At 63.4% G+C, this 16609-nt stretch carries 15 protein-coding genes; 9 read left to right on the forward strand and 6 right to left on the reverse strand.

Annotated elements, in window-relative coordinates:
* Positions 1-1873 (forward strand): serine protease (locus MKK84_RS19055; protein WP_313899354.1); only part of this gene is annotated, 1873 nt, incomplete at its 5' end.
* A gap of 259 nt (positions 1874-2132) precedes the next feature.
* Here MKK84_RS19055 and MKK84_RS19060 read toward each other — a convergent pair.
* Both MKK84_RS19060 and MKK84_RS19065 read right to left on the reverse strand, forming a co-directional pair.
* Positions 2133-3218 (reverse strand): helix-turn-helix domain-containing protein, encoded by a 1086-nt coding sequence (locus tag MKK84_RS19060; RefSeq protein WP_243922462.1) that lies wholly within the window; start codon positions 3216-3218, stop codon positions 2133-2135.
* 1 nt (position 3219) lies between these two features.
* On the reverse strand, positions 3220-3858 hold the full coding sequence (locus tag MKK84_RS19065; RefSeq protein WP_243922464.1) for a hypothetical protein: 639 nt from the start codon (positions 3856-3858) through the stop codon (positions 3220-3222).
* A 142-nt stretch (positions 3859-4000) separates the two neighbouring features.
* Between MKK84_RS19065 and MKK84_RS19070 the strand changes: the two genes are divergently transcribed.
* The gene (locus tag MKK84_RS19070; RefSeq protein ID WP_243922466.1) at positions 4001-4315 is read left to right on the forward strand and encodes a hypothetical protein; all 315 of its coding nucleotides are present in this window, start codon (positions 4001-4003) and stop codon (positions 4313-4315) included.
* Positions 4316-5054: 739 nt separating this feature from the next.
* Here MKK84_RS19070 and MKK84_RS19075 read toward each other — a convergent pair.
* The gene (locus MKK84_RS19075; RefSeq protein ID WP_243922468.1) at positions 5055-5393 is read right to left on the reverse strand and encodes a hypothetical protein; all 339 of its coding nucleotides are present in this window, start codon (positions 5391-5393) and stop codon (positions 5055-5057) included.
* A 142-nt stretch (positions 5394-5535) separates the two neighbouring features.
* On the reverse strand, positions 5536-6144 hold the full coding sequence (locus MKK84_RS19080; protein ID WP_243922470.1) for a recombinase family protein: 609 nt from the start codon (positions 6142-6144) through the stop codon (positions 5536-5538).
* Positions 6145-6996: 852 nt separating this feature from the next.
* Here MKK84_RS19080 and MKK84_RS19085 point away from each other — a divergent pair.
* On the forward strand, positions 6997-8514 hold the full coding sequence (locus MKK84_RS19085; RefSeq protein WP_243922472.1) for a hypothetical protein: 1518 nt from the start codon (positions 6997-6999) through the stop codon (positions 8512-8514).
* Positions 8515-8632: 118 nt separating this feature from the next.
* Here the strand turns inward: MKK84_RS19085 and MKK84_RS19090 are convergent, their stop codons facing one another.
* A complete protein-coding gene (locus MKK84_RS19090) occupies positions 8633-9487 on the reverse strand; it encodes a hypothetical protein (RefSeq protein ID WP_243922474.1) in 855 nt (284 codons plus the stop codon).
* Positions 9488-9708: 221 nt separating this feature from the next.
* On the opposite strand from MKK84_RS19090, the gene MKK84_RS19095 reads away from it, so the two are divergent.
* From MKK84_RS19095 to MKK84_RS19105, 3 genes are read left to right on the forward strand one after another with little or no spacing between them, the layout of a single operon-like run.
* Entirely contained in the window at positions 9709-10911 is a 1203-nt protein-coding gene (locus MKK84_RS19095; protein ID WP_243922476.1) for a hypothetical protein, read from the forward strand.
* A complete protein-coding gene (locus tag MKK84_RS19100) occupies positions 10911-11138 on the forward strand; it encodes a hypothetical protein (RefSeq protein WP_243922478.1) in 228 nt (75 codons plus the stop codon). Before MKK84_RS19095 ends, MKK84_RS19100 begins: the two co-directional genes overlap by 1 nt.
* The gene (locus tag MKK84_RS19105; RefSeq protein ID WP_243922480.1) at positions 11135-11665 is read left to right on the forward strand and encodes a hypothetical protein; all 531 of its coding nucleotides are present in this window, start codon (positions 11135-11137) and stop codon (positions 11663-11665) included. Before MKK84_RS19100 ends, MKK84_RS19105 begins: the two co-directional genes overlap by 4 nt.
* Positions 11666-11864: 199 nt before the next feature.
* Here the strand turns inward: MKK84_RS19105 and MKK84_RS19110 are convergent, their stop codons facing one another.
* A complete protein-coding gene (locus tag MKK84_RS19110) occupies positions 11865-12512 on the reverse strand; it encodes a TetR/AcrR family transcriptional regulator (RefSeq protein WP_243922482.1) in 648 nt (215 codons plus the stop codon).
* A gap of 113 nt (positions 12513-12625) precedes the next feature.
* Here MKK84_RS19110 and MKK84_RS19115 point away from each other — a divergent pair, with 113 nt between their 5' ends.
* The 3 genes from MKK84_RS19115 (at position 12626) to MKK84_RS19125 (ending at position 16410) form a co-directional block, all read left to right on the forward strand.
* Positions 12626-13315 carry an MBL fold metallo-hydrolase gene (locus tag MKK84_RS19115; RefSeq protein ID WP_243922484.1) on the forward strand — a complete coding sequence of 230 codons (690 nt, stop codon included), beginning with the start codon at positions 12626-12628 and terminating at the stop codon, positions 13313-13315.
* A 318-nt stretch (positions 13316-13633) separates the two neighbouring features.
* Complete coding sequence (locus MKK84_RS19120; protein WP_243922486.1) at positions 13634-13840, forward strand: type II toxin-antitoxin system ParD family antitoxin; 207 nt, start codon at positions 13634-13636, stop codon at positions 13838-13840.
* Entirely contained in the window at positions 13840-16410 is a 2571-nt protein-coding gene (locus tag MKK84_RS19125; protein ID WP_243922487.1) for an ATP-binding protein, read from the forward strand. The genes MKK84_RS19120 and MKK84_RS19125 overlap by 1 nt, the downstream gene beginning before the upstream one ends.
* The last annotated feature ends 199 nt before the right edge of the window (positions 16411-16609 follow it).

Below are 16609 nucleotides of genomic sequence, written 5' to 3' on the forward strand. Positions count from 1 at the left end.
CTACGAACTGCTCAGCAGCGACAACAGCTTCCTGTACGCTTTCGGCCCCTATGCCTCAGCCAACCCGCCCGCTCAGATCCACTGGCTGCGCGCCGGTCGCCTGGAGGACGTGACGCGTCACGCCAATTTCGCTGGCTACCAGCGCCAGCGACTCGCGGGCATGGAGCACGCCGCTAGCCTCGATCCCGAGCGGTGGCACGACAACAACTTCCTCGGCGGCTGGGTCGCGCAGAGCATCCTCGTCGGCCGCGGAGAAGCGGCGTGGACGCGCATGCTGCAACTCTATGACCGTAACGACGAGTGGCCCTACGAGGAGTGTACGGTCGCGCTGCCCCTGGCCAAGTGTCCGGACGCACGCAAACGCAAGATCGACTTCCCGAGCGCTTTGCGCCGCCACCTGAATGAGGGGGGCTATGCGACGCCTTGGCTGGCACCACTGACGGTCGCACCGCCCACGATCACTGTGCTGGCGGGACCGGCGCGGTACGAGGTCGCCGCCGCAGCCTTTCAGGCCCTGCCGATCGATCAGCGCATTCGGCTCCAAGTGCTGCTGACCGCCACAGGTCAACAGGTCGCCGTGCCGAACGTCGATTTCTCGAAACGTCTGTTCGAGACGGTGATGCGCTATCAATCGCAGAGCGGGCTACCCGTCTCTGGGGTGATCGACGAGGAACAGGCGGCCGGACTCATGCGCGAGGCGACGCCGCTGCTGCGCACGTGGGGATTCCGGACGGCGTCGCACCCATCCCGAGGCCGCACGATCTGGGTGCCGTTCGGCCTTGGGCTGCGCGAGGAGCGTACCGGCTCGGGCTCGACCTGGACCGACCCCGCCAAGCGCGTGACGCTCAGCTACATCGCCACGCCGAGCGCGCTGGAGGACGGCTACCGCGCCGCCCTCGAACGGCTCACCGGGGACGGCGCGCGGATCAACTATAAAGTGCTCCGCCCGGACTTCTTCGCGATATCAGCGTCCGGGACGGACGGGCTAGACTGGTACATGCGCTTCCACCGGGACGGTGGGGGCACACTCGGGTTCTTCCTGGCGTGGAAAACCGCCGAAACCGATCTGCACATGGAGCGCGTCGCGGTACTGGTTTCGGGATCGCTGGCCGCCAGCATGTCGGGTACGCCGTTCACGGCGCCAATTACCGTGGCCCCGCCGCCTCCGGCGGTCGCGGTGGCTACGCCGTCCCCGCCGCTCGTTCCGACGCCGCCCGCCATCGCGCCTGGGCCGCCGGATTCCAAGCCGCATACGGCCTCGTCGGGCACCGGCTTCTTCGTCAGCCGCGCCGGCCACCTCTTGACGAACGCCCATGTCGTTCAGAACTGCTCAGCCATCGAGGTGAACGGACCGAACGGGCTCGTGGCGGCCCGACTCGTGGCCCAGGATCGGACGAACGACCTTGCGCTTCTGAAGGCGGAGATCACGCCGGTGAAGATTGCCGCCCTGCGCACCGGGGTTCGGCTTGGTGAGGCGGTGGCTGTCTTCGGCTACCCCTTGTCGGGCATGCTCTCGACCTCGGGGAACTTCACGCTGGGCAACGTCACGGCGCTGACCGGGCTCGCCGATGATAGCCGCTACTTCCAGATTTCAGCTCCGGTGCAGCCGGGCAACTCGGGTGGTCCGCTTGTGGACGCCTCCGGCAACCTGATTGGTGTGGTGAGCGCGAAGCTGAACGCTTTGAAGGTGATGGTGGCTACGAACGGCGATATCCCACAGAACGTGAACTTCGCGATCAAGGGTTCGCTGTCAGCAGCTTTCCTAGAGAGCAACGGCGTGGCCTACGCAACAGGGACCGATACCGCCGCCCTGCCCCCGGCTGATCTGGCTGAGCATGCCAAGAGCCTCAGCGCGTTCGTGGCCTGTAGGTAGCAGCAGGCAACGGGTTAGATGAGTAAAGGAGCAGCCGATGTCAGAGTGTTTACGAATTGGCTCATCACTCGCGGATGATGCCCAACGGGCGGCCGGATGGACGATCCGGCTACTATCTCCAGTGATGGCGGCACCGATGCACGGCGGTGATGAGATGCCCGTCGTCGGCGAGGACGGCGTAGACGCGGAGCCAGGGCTTGACCATGCGCAGGCCGCGCTCGCCGCCTCAGTGCGTGCTAGGCCCGGTATCTTGATCCGTTTAGACTAGCCTAAGCCCCAGCGGGCGTACCCCCGCCTTACGTTGCTCAGGGTTTACGCCCTTGCGGATGACAAGGCCGAAGATCAGGTTTTCGATCTCATCTATCGGGACATGAAGGTCGGCGGCGATCGTGTCCTTGGTGACTTTTTTCGACCACAGATCGCTTAACACCTTCTGCCATACAACCGACTCTTCCCGCTCCATCTCGTTCGGCTCGTTATCTCTGTACTGCCTGCGGCCCATCTCGATCACCATGCCGCGATAGAGCCAATCCGACAGAATTCCGAGTTTGTTGAGCCGATACGCTAGAGCGGCCGCAGACACGCCCCACCTGCGTTTTGCGATGACAATCTGATCTAGAGTGAGCGCGCGGGGTATCTTTGCCTCAATATCAGACTGCGGCATCAGGAATGACGCTGCGAATAGCTGTGCCTCATACTCAGCGGATTTGCCTTGCTGCGGGCCGCCGTGCTTGTGCAAGACAAGGTGGCCCAACTCGTGCGCTGCATCGAACCTGCTGCGCTCAGAAGACTTTGCCGTATTGAGGAACACGTATGGCGTATCGCCGCGCCAGCACGAAAAGGCATCTAGCGTCTTGGTGCTCTCAGCGAGCGAGAATACGCGGACGCCTTTAGCCTCAAGCAACTTAATCATATGCTTGATAGGCTGTTCGCCCAACCCCCAATGCTGCCGAAGCCAACGCGCGGCGCGCGCGGGATCGCGCTCCTGAGAGGCGTCGATAAAGTCAGGGCCCGGGAGGTTGTAGCGGGCCGTCGTCCAGTCGGCCAAAAGGTACGCGATGTGGCCCGCGGCGATCGCGGCGTCGCGCTCCGCCGCCTTCATCGCGGTCATGCTGCGGAAGCTCACAGCCTCCTTGGTGACGGGGTCGATCTCGTCGCCGTGGAAGAAGGAAACGGGGAAACCGAGCACCTTGGCAATGGCGGTGACGGTGTCCTCCTCCGGCTCGTGGTGGCCGTTCTCTAGCCGCGAGAGATGGACCGGCGTGAGGCCAACGGCCTCCGCCAGCCCGCGACTCGACATCCGTCGCCGGTGCCGGGCAATAACCATTCTTGACGGGTTGAACATATCACCTGCTAGTCACGACCACGTCGAAGTCGACATCGGCGGCGTCCGAGTCATCGAACAGCTCAAGCCTGTCCAGCTCGCCGGGATTGACGATAAAGATGCGCTCGTGGAATCCACGGAACTGTCCGCCCTCAACCGCCCTGGGCGACGAAAGCTCGGCCGTCGCCACACCATCCTCGCGGACGGCCACAAAGTAGTAGTAGGCGGTGCTGGGAACGTCCGCGAACTCTTCGCCAGCTTCTTCCGCTTCCGGAAACAAGCTGAGCTGCGCCGCAGCAACCAACCGCTCAGAGGCGCGCTTCTTGTCCGAGATCGACCGCGGATCACGCATCAGGTCGCACGCGCACTCGGCGTTCTGGAAAATAAACTTGAGCCCGGTGGCCTTGTTGACGACGGACGGGATGTTGTCCGCGCTGTTACGCTTCCAGCCCTTCGCCCGAAACGTCCTGCGCATAGCGCGCGAGCCGTAGATCCAAGACAGCAGCCCTGCCCCCGAGAGCGGATCGTCGTCCGTCGAGTCGGCGCGGGCCGCCGCCGCCCGGCGGGCGATATCGATCAGCTCGGCCTTATTCGTGCCGAGTTCGGCCAAGCGTTGCTCGACCTCCCATTCTTCGTTGATGATGCGGGTAGCGGCGGGCATTCAGCGGTCTCACGTTAATTTCCTTGACCACGATCGTGGCAGAAGAAATTAACACGCGCAAGGGGCGCCGGGCCGCGGGTTAAGGACGGAACGCCATGCCCCGAGCCGACGCCTTACGATAGAGGAAGCGGCGAGGTCCGACGTGCTCCTAGCTGAGGTCAAGGCGATGGTGATGGACGCGGCTGGGGGCGATCCGGTGCTGTTGTTTGCTCTACGGCGCCGTCTGTTCATCCGCCTGATGTACTGGGAGCGCGGGACGCCGGCCGAGCGGACGAAGCTCAAAGCTGCGAAGCACAAAGCGCTAAGCGGTCTCTGCGCGATATGCGGGGAGCTGATGGACGTGGAGGGATTGGAATCAGACCGAACCGACGCCCTGGACAGCTACACGGCAGAAAATACCCGGCTCGTGCATCACGCCTGCCACCGGCAGGATCAGGAGGCCAAAGGGTTCCGTTAGCTTGAACCTGTGGGCGCCGTTGTTTCACTCGCGGCTTAGCCGGCAAACCCATCCAGTGAGGTCGACAGTCAAGGGCCGCAACATGGCCATCGTTAAGTGGCCCGTTGTCAGAGGACGGGACGACTACGCGCTGTTCGTCGGCCTGACGATAGTGTGGTGGTCGAGGCCAAGAGCAGGAATATCAGCGTATCGAGCGCTATCGATCAGGCGAAGAGTTACGCACGCGACATCCAGCAGACCAGCGAGATCACGTTCGTCGATGTGGCGCACCCTGGCAGGATGCTACGGCGATCTGACGGCGGAGATTTCACTACGAGAACGACGCGCCGCTGGAGTTCACGGCGATCATCGCGGACCCGCCTTGGGCGCCGATGTAGCCGACCAGGGCCAGGGTTCGGTCGCGAAGGTCGGCCACGCCCTCTTCACCATCCCCGCGCCTTGAGCCAATCGCGAAGCGCGACTGCATCGACCGCGTTCCCGAATTCGAAGGTCACACTGTCCAGGATAGCGTGACCCCGACGTTCGCAGATACGTCGGCGCCACTGGCCAGTCGCATGAGCTTCGCACCATTGGAACGCGACGCGGTGCTGGAAGTCCGCGGACCGGGAGTTCAAGTCCAAGACCATCGTGACTGCGCTCGCGGTATCGAAGCTGTGTCGCGCGATGGTCTCCTGAACTTTGCGATCAGCCCGCATTCGGGCGACCATCCGGCGGATGCTCTGAACGTTCATCTGAGCCATTACGAGCACCTCGCGTCGGTCGAGCGGCGCCCGAGCAGGTCGGCGACATACATATCGCGAATGATTGCGTCATCGTAGGCCCGCACGCGATCACACAGATCTCCGCTGAGCAGCGCACCGGCGTCGGCCAGCCTCATGCGGATCCACTCGACCGTCCGCGGTGAAACTCGCGCGGTCGCCCCGTCACGTCGCGTATAGTCGTGCAGATATGAAGGGCTTCTGCCACACCAGGAGCGCGAGAAATGCTCGCGCGATGAAACCAGACCCAGCGCTCTCATCTCATCGCAGAGCCGCAACAACTGAAAACCGTACATGGAAATCTCCTCGGATAGGATCATGGATAAATATCCATGTCTACTTATACGGGAGATCAAATTATGAGGCTCAAGGACCTGTTCGATCAGCCGGAGCCGGAGGATACGGATGAGGACGCGAAGACCCATCGGCAGATCGTCCTGACCGCCATGCCCAAGTCTTGGATCAGGCGATCGGAGACGGATCGATCGCGGAAGGCGTCCCCTGTCGTCCCGCTCGCAATGCTGCATAGTACGACGAGCGGCTGATCCCGAGCATCCGACAGGTCTCTGGCACCGTGCTGGACGCGTCCTCGTGCGCCAGCGTCACCTGCCGCACCAGCGCCACTGTCAGCTTGGGCGGACGCCCGAATTTCACCGCGTGCTGCCGCGCCACCGCACGCCCAGCCGCGCTACGCTCCAAGATCAAGTTGCGCTCGAACTCAGCGAGCACCGCCAGCATGCCGACCAGCATGCGGCCCGTCGCAGTCGTGGTGTCGATGTTGTCCATGACCGATACCAGGGTGGCGCCGCGGCCTTCGATCTCCTCAATGATTTGAAGGAGGTGCAGTTGCGAGCGTGCAAGTCGGTCGAGGCGATAGACGCAGAGGCGGTCTCCGGCACGTAGAAGATCGAGCACCCGTCGAAGCTGGTCGCGGTCGCGCTTCGCCCCCGAGGCGGTCTCGCGGAACACGTCGCGGTCATCGACGCCCACGCGTTCGAGTGCCGCCAGTTGCAGCGACCAGTCCTGGGCAGAGGTCGATATGCGAGAGTACCCATAGCTGCGGCTGACCACCGTACAAAAACTCCGTACAGAAAGCTCGACTTATCGCACGTACTTTCTGGACTGCAAGTCCCTTAGACGGTCACGCTCAACGGCCACGTCCAGAAAGTGATGAGTTTTTGGACGAGGCCCTCGCCCGGGTAATCCCATTCCTTCACTTTGCGGGTCGATCATTGAGCTGGATGAAGAGGCGCAGGCCAGCCCACAACGGATCCCGCGTATCTTGCAATCGGTTACCCCGCTCGACTGCATAGTTTTATTGAGATGATCTAAATATTTGGATGCATTCTTCGGGCGAGATTGTCGGTCTAAAGCTATAATTCTGATTATCTATCAATGTTTTTCGGTCGACGTGGCACTCGGAATGTTTCGATGATATCCCCAAAGCCGCGTTCAAATAATCGGTCCGCTGCATGCCTGGGCGGCGCCTACGGCGCCTCGATCAGAAATTAGTGATGCCGACGAGGCAAAGGCGCCGAAGGACATGAGTGTCGAGTGGTGAAGCAGACATCGAAGACACCTCTGTCGAGGGCACTTCGATCAGATGGCGCCACGAGCGCAGACCGAGCGGGGCGATAGCCCCGATCGAAGTCGAGCGAAGTGGCATGAGATCCCCTCCCGGCGCATGATGCGCCGGAGCGGGATTGAATCCAAAAGTTGAGCAACCTGTAGGACAGGGCGGGGCGCAGCCCCGCCACTGTGATCGGCATCGATCTCCGGCCACGGGCATCCGCCCGTACCGGCAGATCAACGCCGATCGCGCTGAAGACAAGCGACTGGTGTGGTGAGCCGAAGTATTTTCAATTACCACTCAGCTCGTGGGGCTGGTATTTTAATGTCCGCAATTACTACCTCTTTTGAGATATGCAGCGGACACATTTTTCAACCCATCGCTCGACGGGCGAAGGCGAATTACTCATCGAACTCATCACGGGCGCGCCCGGCGGCGGCAAAACTACGGAAATACTGGTTGAGATGGCTGCCTGCCCCGCGCCATATATCCTGGCCGCACCGCGGATCGCCCTCATCGATGAGCATGATGCTCGACTTCGGGAGATGTTCACCGACACTCCAGTCATCGAGCCCATCCACTCGCGGCAAGGCATCCCCGGCTCCATAGATCGGCGACTGCGGGATGCCCTCGATCGGGCCACGAACCCTCACACCGTCATCATCACCACGCACGCGGCGATGATGGGCTTGGAGCCCGGCACTATCGCCGGCTGGAACGTCCGCTGGGACGAGAACCCCGACGCCGCGCTCGTGTCGGGTGTCGTCGGGCTGGGGGCCTCATGGCGCACGATGGCCGCGCTCTACGATCTCATGCCGGGCGCCGAACCCGGTTGGTTCAGGGTGATCCGACGTCCCGATGTTCAGCCGGTGACGCTCAGCCAACACCTCAATGACGTTGGCAAACAGCTCGTCGAACTGCACCGCCTCGCGGGTTCGTCCGTACGGATTGTCGAAGTCGATGTTGAGTCCTGGGAGGACGCAGGTGTGCCCCGTCGCAAGGTACGGTGGCGCTCGATCTGGTCGTTCGCCGCTCTGGCCGGATGCGCCAGCCTGCGAGTCGCTGCTGCCGGATATAGTGGCAGCCTCACCGATCACGCCGTTCGGCGAGCAGGTGGCGTTCGGGTTGAAGAGACTCGCCTCGACTATCACCGCACCGCTCAACCGGCGATCAAGATTCACTGGTTCGCCCGGCATCCCGGCTCGACGGGGTGGTGGGCGACCGCCGTCGGTAAGCGCTGCCTAGTCGCCGTCTCCCGCCACCTGGAGGCGATCGGGTTCGACGGCTACTGGGCGAGCAACAGCGCGATCGAAAATTTCTTCGTCGGGCGGTTCGATCGCGCGGAGAAGTGCAGGCCGAAGCTCGCCGGGACCAATTCGCTCCGCCACCATACGTCGGCCGCGCTCATATACAGCGCCAAAGCGACGCCGGACGACGCGGCAATCATCACCGCTCTCGGTCTCGACGCCGCAACGATCACGTCCTCTCGCGAGGATGAGGACGTGTTCCAGTTCATCTTCCGTGGCGCAGTTCGTGAGCGCGACTACACCGGCCCCTACGACATCTACCTGTATGACCTGGGGCAGGCCGAGCGTCTCCGCGATCGTCTGCTCGGTGCCGGCCTCGTCGATGTGACCCTGGACGCTGTGTCGGACGCCGGGATCATCGATGTCGTCAGGACCACGAGGGTTCGCCGTGCGAAGGTCATCGCAGAGATTACCCCTGAGACTGCCGCTGATCGCCGTGAGCGAAGGCGCGCAAAGGATACGGAGCGCAAACGACGCAAGCGTGCCGAGGCCAAAAGGGTTCAACAATTATCCGGGGATCTTCCAACTCGCGGACGTCCGAAGGGATCGCGGCGTCCAGCATAGCCGACAATCTTGGGATCGCTTAGGAGCTTGGATTTCGGAGAACCCGACGAAAACTCGGAGCGCCCCCGAGGCCCACAGATCGAGCGGGCGGCGATCAGGTCGATTTCCGTCGTGATCGTTAAGCGAGAACGGTGTTGAGCTGCATCAGGTCCAGCCCGCAGTTCTTATCGTAGATGACGAAGATGCCTCGATCCAGCCGAACTGCGAGGCGCACCGGCAGCCCGATCTGACCAGCGAGACGTTGCAGCAGATCGGGCCGCAGCGTGTTCGTCGAGATCTCATGGAGCGCTCGTTGGATGACATAAGCAAGGTGGTCGGCCATGACGCGGAACCGTAGGCCGTCCCCGGAGCCCATGAGAGCGATCCCGGGGGCCGCGTACGCCCGACCGTCGATGGTGATCCGCGCCGTGGTGTGCTTTCGACGCAGGATCTTATGTTGCTCGTCCGTGAGAGGTGGCTCCCGCGTCAGCCCGAAGTCGTGCATCGCCTTGGGATCGGTCCGTAGGAGGATGCGGAGCAGATCCGTCCGCGTCCAGTTCCTGTGTGGCTGCACGTCGAGTAGGCTCGCGGCATCGACACCGATGTGGGCGAACAAGATCAGGGCGCCCTGCTCCGCTCTCGCGCCTTGCTGACGCGTTGGCCCGATGTGGAAGTGGCTCACCTTCGACTGGTTGAACATGAGATCCGCCTTGGGATCGGTCTTGCGCCTACGGATGCCGCCACTCAGCCACCGGGTCATCGGCGCGCCGATCTGTAACGCGGTCGCGATATCGTCGATCGCTGGATGGGCGGCCCTGCGGGCTCGCACCTCGTCGGAGATCAGCACGGTTCGGGGGCGCTCGACGACGCGACGCGCCCGGTAATGCAGCCAGTCCACAAGATCCCTACCGGGTGCCGCGTCAGGCCTGAGCCTGCCGAAGTCGGCGAGGATCATTGCGGCAAGATCGGCCTGCGTTTCGTTCAGCACCAGCATGAGATTTGGTCGCCTTCTGCTGGTTCATATGACCGATCGGCGTCTTCTTCGAACATGCACGTCAATCGCGATGCCGACGAGTTCCCGCTCCGACGACACGATGCGCGCTTGGATTCAGTACGCACCACGTCATGAGCCGAAGCCGGATACCCAACTGCAATTTTCTTCGGCCTAGGACTATATTCGCTTCCCAAAATCCTGGCCTATGAGAGAGTTTCTCCATGCCAGATCCTTTCTCACTCCCCATCGATGACCAGCGACCCGAAGGGCACGCTGCGAGAGAAGCGCGTCCGATCGTCGGTTGGCCGTTACACAAACTCGCGCAGCTCGATCGCGGCGGTGCTCGCGGCCTCGTGGCCGATTTGGCGCATGCCGGAGGGCTGACGAGACAAGCCGCCTACGTCGCCGTCGCGTTCGCCGGTCTGGACGATCCCGCCGAATTTCTTCAGCGCCTGAAGATCGACCGCGACGACGCGGAGGGCGTCGGGATCGCCCTGCGCCAGCGCCGTGCGCGCGACGTCATCGCCGCGACGTTCGGCGTCCAAGCATCGGAGGTGCCCGCGGGATATCTGCGCAGCCTCGCGAGGATCGCGGAGGCCGATTCGCAGGCCGCCGGCTTCGACGCCTTCGCGCGACCCGTCTCCTACCAGATTTTGTTCGATCTCTTTCGTGACGATCGGCGCGGAAGACGGACGCAGGCTCTCCGATATGCCGCGAAGATGCGGTCCGATACGATCGACGCCACTATGGCGTTAGACCCGATACTGGTCTGGCCTGAGGTGCTCGATGCGACGGGTACGCCAAAGCGTGCCGCCGCAGCCAACGCCGTTCTTCGGTTGATCAAATCCTGTGTCTCGACCGATGAGGATACTGATCTCGTCGACGCGATGCGCCAGTCGTTGCGCCAGTCTGGCGGCGTCCTGAAGACGTTCGCCACCAAGGCGCTGGAGCGGGCCGATCGCTTGCCCACGCCTATCCCGGCAGCCGATGGGATCCGTCCGCTACGGACCGCGGCTGAGTATGCCGAACTCGGGGTTCGGATGAAGAACTGCGCCGCAACCAAGCTGGCCGAAGTTGCCCTTGGACTTTTGGTGATCGTCGAAGTCACCCATCGGGGGGCCGATGCGACGGAGACGACCGTGGCTGTGTCTCTGACGCCCACGGTGGACGGTCGGTGGATGCTCTCCGAACTCAATGGGGTGAGAAACCGGCGACCGTCGTCGACCGTCATGCGCGATGTCCTCCTGCGGCTACAAGCGCTCGGGGCGATCATCCCGGGGCCTCAGCTCGGCGGGCATTATCGATCCGAGCTGGCTGAGTTCATCGGCGTGTACCGGTGGAGATCAATCGACGATGCCCTGCATGGCGTCGACGATGAGGATGATGTGTTCGCCGACTTCGAGGCCGTTCTGGATGCGGCCTGATGGAAACGCTTGCTCATCATCAGCCGGCGCCCATGCAGATCATCCGTGATCGTCGAGGCCTGATCCTCGGCCGCATCGAACAGCAGGCGTCGAACGGGAAGCTCGTCGCCAGAAATGCACGCGGGCTCGTAGTCGGGACCTTCGATCCACGGGAGGGGACGACGCGTGACAGCCGTGGGCTGATCGTCGCCCGCGGCGACATCCTGGCCGCGCTGCTGATCCGTTGACGAAGCGCCACCCCATCGCGACCGTCGTTCTACGGATGTCGGGCTGGCAGCCACGCGTCTGGGTGGCCATCGCGATCGTCGTCGTGCTCGCAGGACTGCCACTGCCGATCGCTGGGATCGCCCTATGGCTCGTGGCCATGACGTGCATGTCCATGATGGCGACTCTCGGACGGATGCTCTGTGAGCATCACTCGGCACGAGAGAGACTGGAAGCGGAGCGTGATAGATACGCCGCGCAGCTCTCGCGACATGAGACGCACATCGTTGAGCTGAAGGCCGATCTCGAACGCGCTCGTTCCGTTTCCGCCGGCCGCGGAGATAGCGAAATCGACGTGGTCTATCGGCGGGTTGGGCTGCATCCACTGGCTCCGGATTTTCTGCTCGCGGCCGCGCGGAGGGCGTTCCGAGCCGCGCTTCATCCTGATCGGCATCCGCAGCATCGCGACGCTGCGCATGACCGATTTTTGCAGGCTGAAGTGACGTTCAAGCGGATCGAGGAGCTTCGGCGCTTCGCAACTCGACGCTGATCAAGGCGCGTAGACCGTCGGAGGCTACAAGGTTGGGAGCGAACCGATGGCCGCTTCCCGGGGAATCCGATGATGCCTTCCGCGGCCATAGTGGGTGGATAAGAGACTGTCTGGTTTCCGGCGTCGCATACGCCAACGCGGACATCACCGCCTGCTTGCGCTAGGGCGATCCCGATCCGCGGGCGAACCAGCATCAAACCTATTTTCTACCTTGTGTCGGCAACAGGCCGGTGATCAGGCGCTCGGCCACGCGGGCCGCTAAGGCGTCGATCACTTGGGGGCGAACCTCGCGGTCCACTACACGGTCGATCGTCAGCAGCGTGAACCCGTGAACGAGCGACCATGCGGTGACGACCGCCACCGAGACCTCCTGCTCATCCTCCGGGTCGATCGTGAATGCGCCCGCGCGTGCACCGGCCAGGATCACGCCCCGCAGCACCGCACGCGCCTCGGTCAGGACAGCCAATACCGCTGGCGGAAGGCCCTCGATGCTGGGAAGGGCTTGACCGAACATCAGCCGGTAGAGGGCGGGGTTCGCCACGCCAAACCCGATGTAGGCTTGCCCGATAGCACGCAGGGTCCCGACCGCACCCGTGGCCTCATCGATCGCAGTGGTCATGCGGGTATGCAGCGTCTCGTAACCCGTGAGTGCCACCGCGGCGATCAGCGCCTCCTTATCCGTGAAATGCCGGTAGGACGCTGCATGGCTCACCCCGGCGCGGCGGGCGACTTCGCGCAGCGAGAAGTCCCACCGCCCCGTCTCCGTCAGGATCGCCGTGGCGCTGTCGAGAAGGGCACGGCGCAGATCGCCGTGATGGTACGGGGCTGCTGACGCGACTGTGTTCACGAGAACCTCGTGCGGTGTGTTGACGGTGGTAACATTGAGCGTATGTTGCCAATGGTAACACGGTCCTGGCGGGAGTGCATCTCAGCCAGGGCGAAGACGCAGAGGCCATAATCATGCAGCAGATCGTCGAGGATGCTTGGCTGTTGGCGCTGGGCAACGGCAACGCCATCCTGCTGCGTCAGGGTGAGGAACTGGCCCTGATCGACGCGGGCTTCCCCGGCAAGGAGCAGATCGTGTTCGACGCGATCAGCAAACTCGGTCGACGTCCCTCAGACCTGAAGCACCTCGTCTTCACGCACGGGCATCCCGATCACATCGGGAGCGCGGCCGCCATCATCCGCGCGACGGGTGCACGGACCTACATGCATGCCGCCGACGCTCCCCTGGCAGAAAGCGGCGGCCCGTTCCGGCCGATGGCCCCTGCGCCCGGCCTCGTGCACGCACTGATGTACAAGCTTGTTTGGGATCAGAACGAGCGCATGCAGCCGTTCCCGATCGACCAGCACATCGCTGACGGTGAGACGCTGCCGATCTTGGGTGGCTTGCACGCGATCCATGTACCCGGTCATTGCGCCGGACAGGTCGCTCTGATGTGGCGAGGCGGACGGCTCCTGCTCGGCGGTGATACGTTCATCAACATCCTGGGTGTGAGCGACCCGATCGCGTTCGAGAACGAGGCGGAAGGGCGGGCCAGCCAACGCAAGCTCGCGGCGCTCGACTTCCAGGCCGTCGCGTTCGGGCACGGCAAAGCCATCACGAAGGATGGCCCCGGCAAGCTTCGTCGCTTCGTCGCGCGCCGCTGACAGGCGTGCACAGATCACCGTAGGCCATAGGGTTTGGGAGCGGGCCTATAACCACTTTCCGGCCGCTCCGAAGATCTGCGGTACGACCTACTTGGGTCGGAAGCAGGATGACCGTTTAGGGTGGTTTGCCGCCGGTCCGCTTTCAGTCGGCTTTGCGATGAAGCGGACGTGCCGCCGCGCCCGTTCATGACCCCACTCGGACACTGGCGTAGGCATCGTCCAACGCCTGCTCCTGCGATGAAGCGGACGGCATAATGACCGCCACCGGACCAAACATATGTAACTGTAAGACACTGTAAGGCGATGCTAAGGCCAAGCATGGCTGCGCGCGAAACCATCACCATCTCCGTGCCCCCGGAACTACGGGCGTTCCTGCAAGGATGCGTCGCCACCGGTCGCTACACGAGCATCAGCGAGGTTGTGCGAGCCGCCTTGCGCGAGTTCGAGCGCGCCGAGATGGGTAAAGCTCCGATCACCCAACAAGCTATGGCGCAGCGACATCCTACCTCTCATGACAGCGCCTGATGTTCGGGAGCCAGGACTTCCTTGCCGGGGCGGGCGAGATGGCGACGCTGATGCGCGCCTACGACTGGACTACGACGCCGCTTGGCAAGCCTGAGGGTTGGCCGTCCGGCCTGCGCACGGCGGTGCGCCTGCTGCTCAACAGCCACCACCCCATGCACATCTTCTGGGGGCCGGAGGCGACGTTCTTCTACAACGACAGCTTCGTGCCCTCGGCCGGACCGGAGCGACATCCCTCCGCGCTTGGCCGTCCGGCTTCTGAGAGTTGGGGCGAGATTTGGCCGGTGATCAGTTCCGAGGTTGCCAAGGTCCGCAACGGCGGCGGGTATACGTGGTACGAGGATCAGCACGTCCCGATCTTGCGGCAGGGCCGTGTTGAGGATGCGTATTGGACCTACGGGTTTAGCCCGATCGATGACGATACCGCGCCAAACGGCATCGGTGGCGTGATCTCCATCCTGACCGAGACGACCAAACGCAAAGCGCTAGAGGACAGCCTTCGCGCCAGCAACCGGCGCCAGAGAAGCCTGTTGCAGCAGATACCGGGCTTCGTCGCCGTGCTCGAAGGACCGGACCACGTCTACACATACGTCAATGATGCTTACGTGGCGATCGCTGGTTCCCGCGGTTACCTCGGCCGGACTGTGCGCGACGTATTCCCTGAACTCGAAGGGCAAGTTTTCTTCGACCTGCTGGACGAGGTGTACGCCACCGGTATCCCGTTCTCGGCACAGGCCACGTCGATCCGCTTCGCGGATGAGGACGAGGACCGGTACATCGACTTCCTGTTCCAGCCGATCCGCGAACACAATGGCCCGGTCAACAGCATTCTCGTCGGTGGTCACGAGGTCACGGCGCGCGTGCGTGCCGAGGCCGCGTTACGCGCCGAGAGGGATCAGGCACGGCATCGGGAGGTGAAAGCGCACGCCGATGCCGAGCGCGTGCAACTTGCCCTTGGCGCGGGTGCCATCCTCGGGACGTGGCACTGGGACCTGCCGACCGACCGGTTCACCGTTGACGAGGGCTTCGCCAGCAGCTTCGGGCTCGACCCAGCCCTCGGCACGACCGGCATACCGCTTGCCCAGATCGTTGCGACCGTGCACCCCGACGACCAAGCCGGATTGGCCGAGGCGATCAACGAAGCCATTCAGCGGGGCGGCCCCTACGCGCACCAGTATCGCGTGCGCCGGACGGACGGACGCTACTACTGGATCGAGGCCAACGGACGCGTTGACCGCGCTGAGGACGGCACCCCATCGAGCTTCCCCGGCGTACTCATCGACGTGGAGGAGCGCCGCGCCATCCTGGAGGAGCGCGACCGCGTGGCGGCAGCGTTGCGCACTCTCAACGAGACCCTGGAACAGCGCGTGGCCGAGCGGACAGCCGAACTGATGCAGGCCGAGGAGGCGCTTCGGCAATCCCAGAAGATGGAGGCGGTGGGCCAACTCACCGGGGGGCTGGCGCACGACTTCAACAACCTGCTCGCGGGCATCTCCGGGTCACTGGAACTGATGCAGAACCGGATGCAGCAGGGCCGTCTCAAGGACGTGGACAAGTACATGGTGGCCGCGCAGGGAGCCTCGAAGCGAGCCGCGGCGCTGACCCACCGGCTGCTCGCGTTCTCGCGCCGCCAGACCCTAGACCCGAAGCCCACCGACGTGAACCGCCTCGTCGGTGGCATGCAGGAGATGATCCAGCGCACGGTCGGCCCAGGCATCCCGGTCGAGGTGGTCGGTGCATCCAGCCTATGGCCTACACTGGTGGACCCGTCGCAGCTTGAGAACGCCTTGCTCAACCTGTGCATCAACGCCAGGGACGCGATGCCGGATGGCGGGCGCATCACGGTCGAGACCGCGAACAGGTGGCTGGACGAGCGCGCTGCCAAGAAACAGGACATCCCGGAGGGACAGTACCTCTCACTCTGCGTCACCGACACCGGCACCGGCATGCCGCCGGAGGTGATCGCACGAGTGTTCGAGCCGTTCTTCACCACCAAGCCGATCGGCGAGGGCACCGGCCTCGGCCTGTCGATGATCTACGGCTTCGCCCAGCAGTCGGGCGGGCAGGTACGGATCTACTCCGAGGTTGGTCAGGGTTCGACCATCTGCATCTACCTACCGCGCCACTATGGCGATGCAGTCGACGAGGACGGTACGATCAAGTTCGATGTGTTGCCCCGCTCGGAGCAGGAGGCGACGGTGCTGATCGTCGATGATGAGCCGACCGTACGCATGCTCGTCACCGACATCCTCGAAGACCTGGGGTACCTCGCCATAGAGGCGGGCGATAGCGCGGCAGGGCTGAAGATCATGCAATCGGATGTGCGCATCGACCTGCTGGTCACGGACGTGGGCCTGCCCGGTGGCATGAACGGGCGGCAGATGGCCGACGCAGCGCGGGTGTCCCGGCCAGACCTCAAGGTGCTGTTCATCACCGGCTACGCGGAGAATGCGATCGTCGGCAATGGGCATCTCGCGCCGGGCATGTCGGTGCTGACCAAACCGTTTGCGATGGACGCGATGGCGACGCGCATCCGTTCGCTGATTGAAGCTGACCTTGAGACCGAGCGGTAGTGGGAGGAACGTCCGATTTGTCCGTGTTCCGGACGTTCACTGAACGACCGTCGAACTTCCCCAAACCACCCTGCGCCGAAGCTACTGGACGGCTTGCGAACGTCCGCTTCGGGAGAATGCCTACAGCGCTTCGGGCGGCTGGGTTGGGTCGAGGCTGTGTAAAAACTCAAGGTACTTGCGAGCCCGTAGAAGAAACGCC

The sequence above is a fragment of the Methylobacterium sp. E-065 genome, from assembly GCF_022829605.1.
In the GTDB taxonomy this organism is placed as follows: domain Bacteria; phylum Pseudomonadota; class Alphaproteobacteria; order Rhizobiales; family Beijerinckiaceae; genus Methylobacterium.

Bases quoted from the DNA above. Each gene is read 5' to 3' on its own strand.
- MKK84_RS19060 (WP_243922462.1), bottom strand. From the start codon at position 3,218: ATGTTCAACCCGTCAAGAATGGTTATTGCCCGGCACCGGCGACGGATG.
- MKK84_RS19065 (WP_243922464.1), bottom strand. From the start codon at position 3,858: ATGCCCGCCGCTACCCGCATCATCAACGAAGAATGGGAGGTCGAGCAA.
- MKK84_RS19075 (WP_243922468.1), bottom strand. From the start codon at position 5,393: ATGATCCTATCCGAGGAGATTTCCATGTACGGTTTTCAGTTGTTGCGG.
- MKK84_RS19085 (WP_243922472.1), top strand. From the start codon at position 6,997: ATGCAGCGGACACATTTTTCAACCCATCGCTCGACGGGCGAAGGCGAA.
- MKK84_RS19090 (WP_243922474.1), bottom strand. From the start codon at position 9,487: ATGCTGGTGCTGAACGAAACGCAGGCCGATCTTGCCGCAATGATCCTC.
- MKK84_RS19095 (WP_243922476.1), top strand. From the start codon at position 9,709: ATGCCAGATCCTTTCTCACTCCCCATCGATGACCAGCGACCCGAAGGG.
- MKK84_RS19100 (WP_243922478.1), top strand. From the start codon at position 10,911: ATGGAAACGCTTGCTCATCATCAGCCGGCGCCCATGCAGATCATCCGT.
- MKK84_RS19115 (WP_243922484.1), top strand. From the start codon at position 12,626: ATGCAGCAGATCGTCGAGGATGCTTGGCTGTTGGCGCTGGGCAACGGC.
- MKK84_RS19120 (WP_243922486.1), top strand. From the start codon at position 13,634: ATGGCTGCGCGCGAAACCATCACCATCTCCGTGCCCCCGGAACTACGG.
- MKK84_RS19125 (WP_243922487.1), top strand. From the start codon at position 13,840: ATGTTCGGGAGCCAGGACTTCCTTGCCGGGGCGGGCGAGATGGCGACG.